The 4007-nt window shown below is 48.1% G+C and carries 2 protein-coding genes and 1 pseudogene; all 3 read right to left on the bottom strand.

Features of this window, described 5'->3' with window-relative positions:
• Window positions 1-291: pseudogene (locus tag FVR03_RS23750) on the bottom strand (RagB/SusD family nutrient uptake outer membrane protein); the annotation flags it as partial.
• Between the two features lie 19 nt (window positions 292-310).
• Window positions 311-3388 (bottom strand): SusC/RagA family TonB-linked outer membrane protein, encoded by a 3078-nt coding sequence (locus FVR03_RS23745; protein WP_147924264.1) that lies wholly within the window; start codon window positions 3386-3388, stop codon window positions 311-313.
• Between the two features lie 277 nt (window positions 3389-3665).
• Window positions 3666-4007 (bottom strand): DUF5110 domain-containing protein (locus tag FVR03_RS23740; protein ID WP_147924263.1); only part of this gene is annotated, 342 nt, incomplete at its 5' end.

Raw genomic sequence — 4007 nt, 5'->3', positions numbered from 1 at the left:
CAGCCTGTCGAACTCATCGATGGCCTGGTAGCCAAACCCGTCGGCATTGCCGGTACCACCAAAGCAGTTATCAGAGAAAATTTCGGAAGCCACCGGAAAGCTAATACCATCGGACCAGACACGCTGCAACCCGTCGTAGCAACCAATCAGAGCCCTGTCGGCATCGGCTGGTGTGCGGTAAAAGTTGGCCTCGGTCAGGGTGGTAATCGGTTCGGCATCTATAAAGTCGTCGCCACAAGCCCCCAGCGAAAGCAGGCCCAACGACAATGCAAGTATTTTTATCTTTTTCATTTTTCTTCCTGTCGATGTGTTAGAATCTAATATTTGCTCCCATCATGTACGTTCTCGGGCGAGGGTAATAACCCAGATCTATACCTTGCGAAAACCCTTCTGAATACCCGATTTCAGGGTCCATGCCGTTGTATTTGGTGAAGGTGTAGAGGTTAAGAGCCGACGCATACACACGCACCTGGCTCAGGTAGCTTTTCTTAAACAGCCTGCCGAAATCGTAGCCCACCGTTACGTTGCTGATGCGCAGAAAATCGCCATCGTGCAGGTACAGGTCAGAAAAGTTAGTCCAGTTGCGGGCATCTTCTGTTACGCGTGGCATGGTAGTAGAGGAGCCCGGCCCATGCCAGCGCCCAAGTATAGCAGCAGAGTGGTTGGCATAGGGGTCAGCCTGGTTGCGGTACGACTGCACGATCTGGTTACCGGCAACACCTGAAGTAAGAACAGAGAGGTCAAAGCCTTTATAATCAGCAGACATGGTAAAACCGAAGGTGTATTCCGGATTCGGATTACCGATCATGGTTTTGTCCTGATCGTTAATAACGCCATCACCATTAATATCCACATAACGCACATCGCCTGGTCGGGCATTTGGCTGAATAACACGGTTTTCGCCGGAACGGTACCTGATCACCTCTTCTTCGCTCTGGAAAATACCATCGGTTCTGTAACCCCAGAAGTAGCCGATCGGAAATCCGTTCTGGGCTCTGTAAAACTCAGTTGAGTTATTGAACAGCAAGTTGTTTTCTCCATGAATAATACCATCGCCTGTAGGTATTACGCCCACTTTGTTTTTGTTGTAAGCACCGTTTAGACCCAGGCTGTAGTTAAAGTCACCAACAGAATTGTTATACCTGATTCCCAGCTCTACCCCTCTGTTGCGGACATTACCACCATTTATAAAAGGAGCATCGGCACCAGCTGTGGCCAGAATCGGAGCCCTTATGAGCCAGTCTTTCGTTAATTTGTTGTACCAGTCGAAGGTTACGTCTACTTTGCCGTTAAAGAAGCGGGCATCGAAGCCAATATCTGTTTGCTCTGAAGTTTCCCACTTAATGCTCTCGTTACCCAATCGGCTTGGGTAGGCGCCCGGTGTCAGCACGCCTTCTTCAGGACCGAAAATATAATTGGAATTGGTAAAGGCAACAGGTGCCAGGTACTGGAAGAAATCGATGTTCTGGTTACCTACCTGCCCCCAGCTGGCACGAATTTTAAAATAGTCCATCCAGTTCTGCGTACCTGTCAGGAAGTCTTCTTCTGTAATAATCCAGCCGGCAGAAACAGACGGGAAGTAGCCCCAGCGGTTCCCTTTTGCAAACCGGGATGAACCATCGGCCCGGAAAGTGGCGTTCAGCAGGTATTTTTCTTTGTAGTTATAATTCAAACGGCCAAAATATGACATCCGTTTGTCTTCAGGAGATGGTCCGCCACCTATACTCATGTTAGGGGCACCTTCGGTATTGGTAGCATTAGACAGCCAGGCGTACCGCAAATCTGAAATAATAAGGTCGCGGTTGCTGCCCCAGATGCTGGTACTCCAGTTCTGAAATGCTGATGAACCTACCATTACCTCAAAATCGTGGTCTTGCCCGGCCTTAAAGTTGTAGCTCAGCAAGTTGTCGAATAGCACGGTTCTGCCTTTTCCCATCGACTGGTTTACCCTGGTAAAATCGTTGAACGTGTAAATAGACAATCTGTAGGTTGGTGAATAAGACTGGCTCTCGTCTGCGTGCATATCCAGGCCAAGACTGGTCCTGAAACGCAGGTTCTTGATCGGCTCTACCACCAGGTAAGCATCTCCTAAAAGGCGCTGGTTGTTTCTGCGGTTCTGGTTGTTGTAAACCATACTCGCGTAAGGGTTGGCTTCACCGGTGTTCCAGGTCGAGTTGCTGTTATCGAAGTAGTTGCCATCTTCGTCGAACATCGGCACAAAAGGGCTGGTATTAAAAGCACTACGCAGCGAGTTGTTGTACTGGTTGCCTACGCCTATGCCGTTGTTGTTGATATAAGCAAAGTTGAGATGCTGGCCTACTCTGATCACATTTTTGTAAAGCTTGTGCTCGGAGTTGATGCGGAAGTTATAACGCTCGTAGTTCGACAGGTCTTTGCCGCCCACAATGCCCTCTTGTGAGGTGTAAGACAAGGCTGTAGAGTAAGTTGAATTCTCGGAACCGCCCTGCGCACCCAGCGAGTAGTTCTGGGTAAGGGCATTTTTCACAAACATCTCATCCATCCAGTTAGTACCCTCGCCCATGGCTGCAATTTCCTGGTTAGAGAAATAAGGTAGCTTGCCTGAGTTCACGGCAGCTTCGTTCATGATGGTGGCATACTCTTTTGAGTTTAACAAGGTAGCTTTACGGGCCACGTTCTGTACACCATAATAAGAGTCGAAAGTAATGCGAGCCGGCTGACCGGCTGTTCCTTGCCTGGTCGTGATCAGGACAACACCGTTAGCTGCCTGCGAACCATAAATAGCGGCTGAGGCAGCATCTTTCAGCACATCAATAGAGGCGATGTCGGCAGGGTTCAGAAAATCGATGTTCGTGGTAAGCACGCCATCCACCACATAAAGCGGACCTGAGTTACCCACCGTGCCTAAGCCCCGGATCAGGACCCGCATGCCCTCTCCGGGTTGCCCGGAGGTAGAGGCAATCTGTACGCCTGGTGCCTGCCCCTGCAGCGCCTGCAGTGCATTGGTAGTGCTTTGTTTCTGTATGTCTTCGCCCTTCACCTGGGCAGTAGCTCCTGTTACCAGCTTTTTCTGCTGCACGCCGTAACCAACTACCACCACCTCATCGAGCACCTGCGAGTTCTGCGCCAGGCTGATATTGAGCTGCGTACGGTTGTTTACCTGTATTTCCTGAGTAACAAAACCGGTATAAGAAACAACTAATGTCTCGTTCCCAACTGGTAGTTGTAGTTCGAAATTACCATCTATGTCAGTTATGGTTCCTATCGTGGCATTATCCTTCGCGCGTATGCTCACACCTGGCAAACCACTGCCATCGTCCTGGGAGGTTACCCGCCCCCTAACCGTTTGCTGGGCGATAGCTATCCCGCACCAACAAAGGAGCCAGCTTAGTAAAATTATTTTTTTCATATACTGATAGCTTAAAATGTTAGTAAATATTATAGAAGTTTCTGTTCTGTAATTACTTAAATGGAAATGGCCTTCCGGAGGCTGCTGCTGAAAAGGACACAAGATGCAGCACTTAAGACACAGTACCTTTTTAAAAGTTAAGAGTTAAAAGTTATCAGAGAAGAGTTGATCGCTTTTGAAATCTTCTCTGGGGACTCATTTTCAAATCTTCTCATCTTCAAATCTCCCAATCGAAAAATCAGCACATTAAATAATTAACACATTAATATGCTGCTTGCTATTTGAGCTTCACAGTTTTTGCTTTTCCGGTGTATTTCACCACCTGGTCCGGCTTCGCATCGAAGTTGAGTTCGTGGGCCTTGTTCTGGGAAACATACACGATATTAAAAGTGCGTTTCTGCAACATGCCAGTAAAGCTGCCTTCGCGTTTGCCAATGGTTAATGTTTTAGAGGCGTCGTTGTAGGTAACAGGAATGTTAGCAAAAGCTCCTTTCTCGTAATTGTAGTTCGTGTTCTCGTCTTCATAAAGGTCAAATTTGCCATCTTGGCCGCCATATACGTAAAGCGTAATGGTTTCGGCAGGCTTCTCGGATGTGTATTGTAGTTCAGGGCCAAAAGG

Source organism: Pontibacter qinzhouensis (genome assembly GCF_008017455.1).
GTDB lineage: Bacteria > Bacteroidota > Bacteroidia > Cytophagales > Hymenobacteraceae > Pontibacter > Pontibacter qinzhouensis.
Note: the sequence above shows the minus strand (reverse complement) of the source record. Positions and strands in the feature narration are given on the sequence as shown.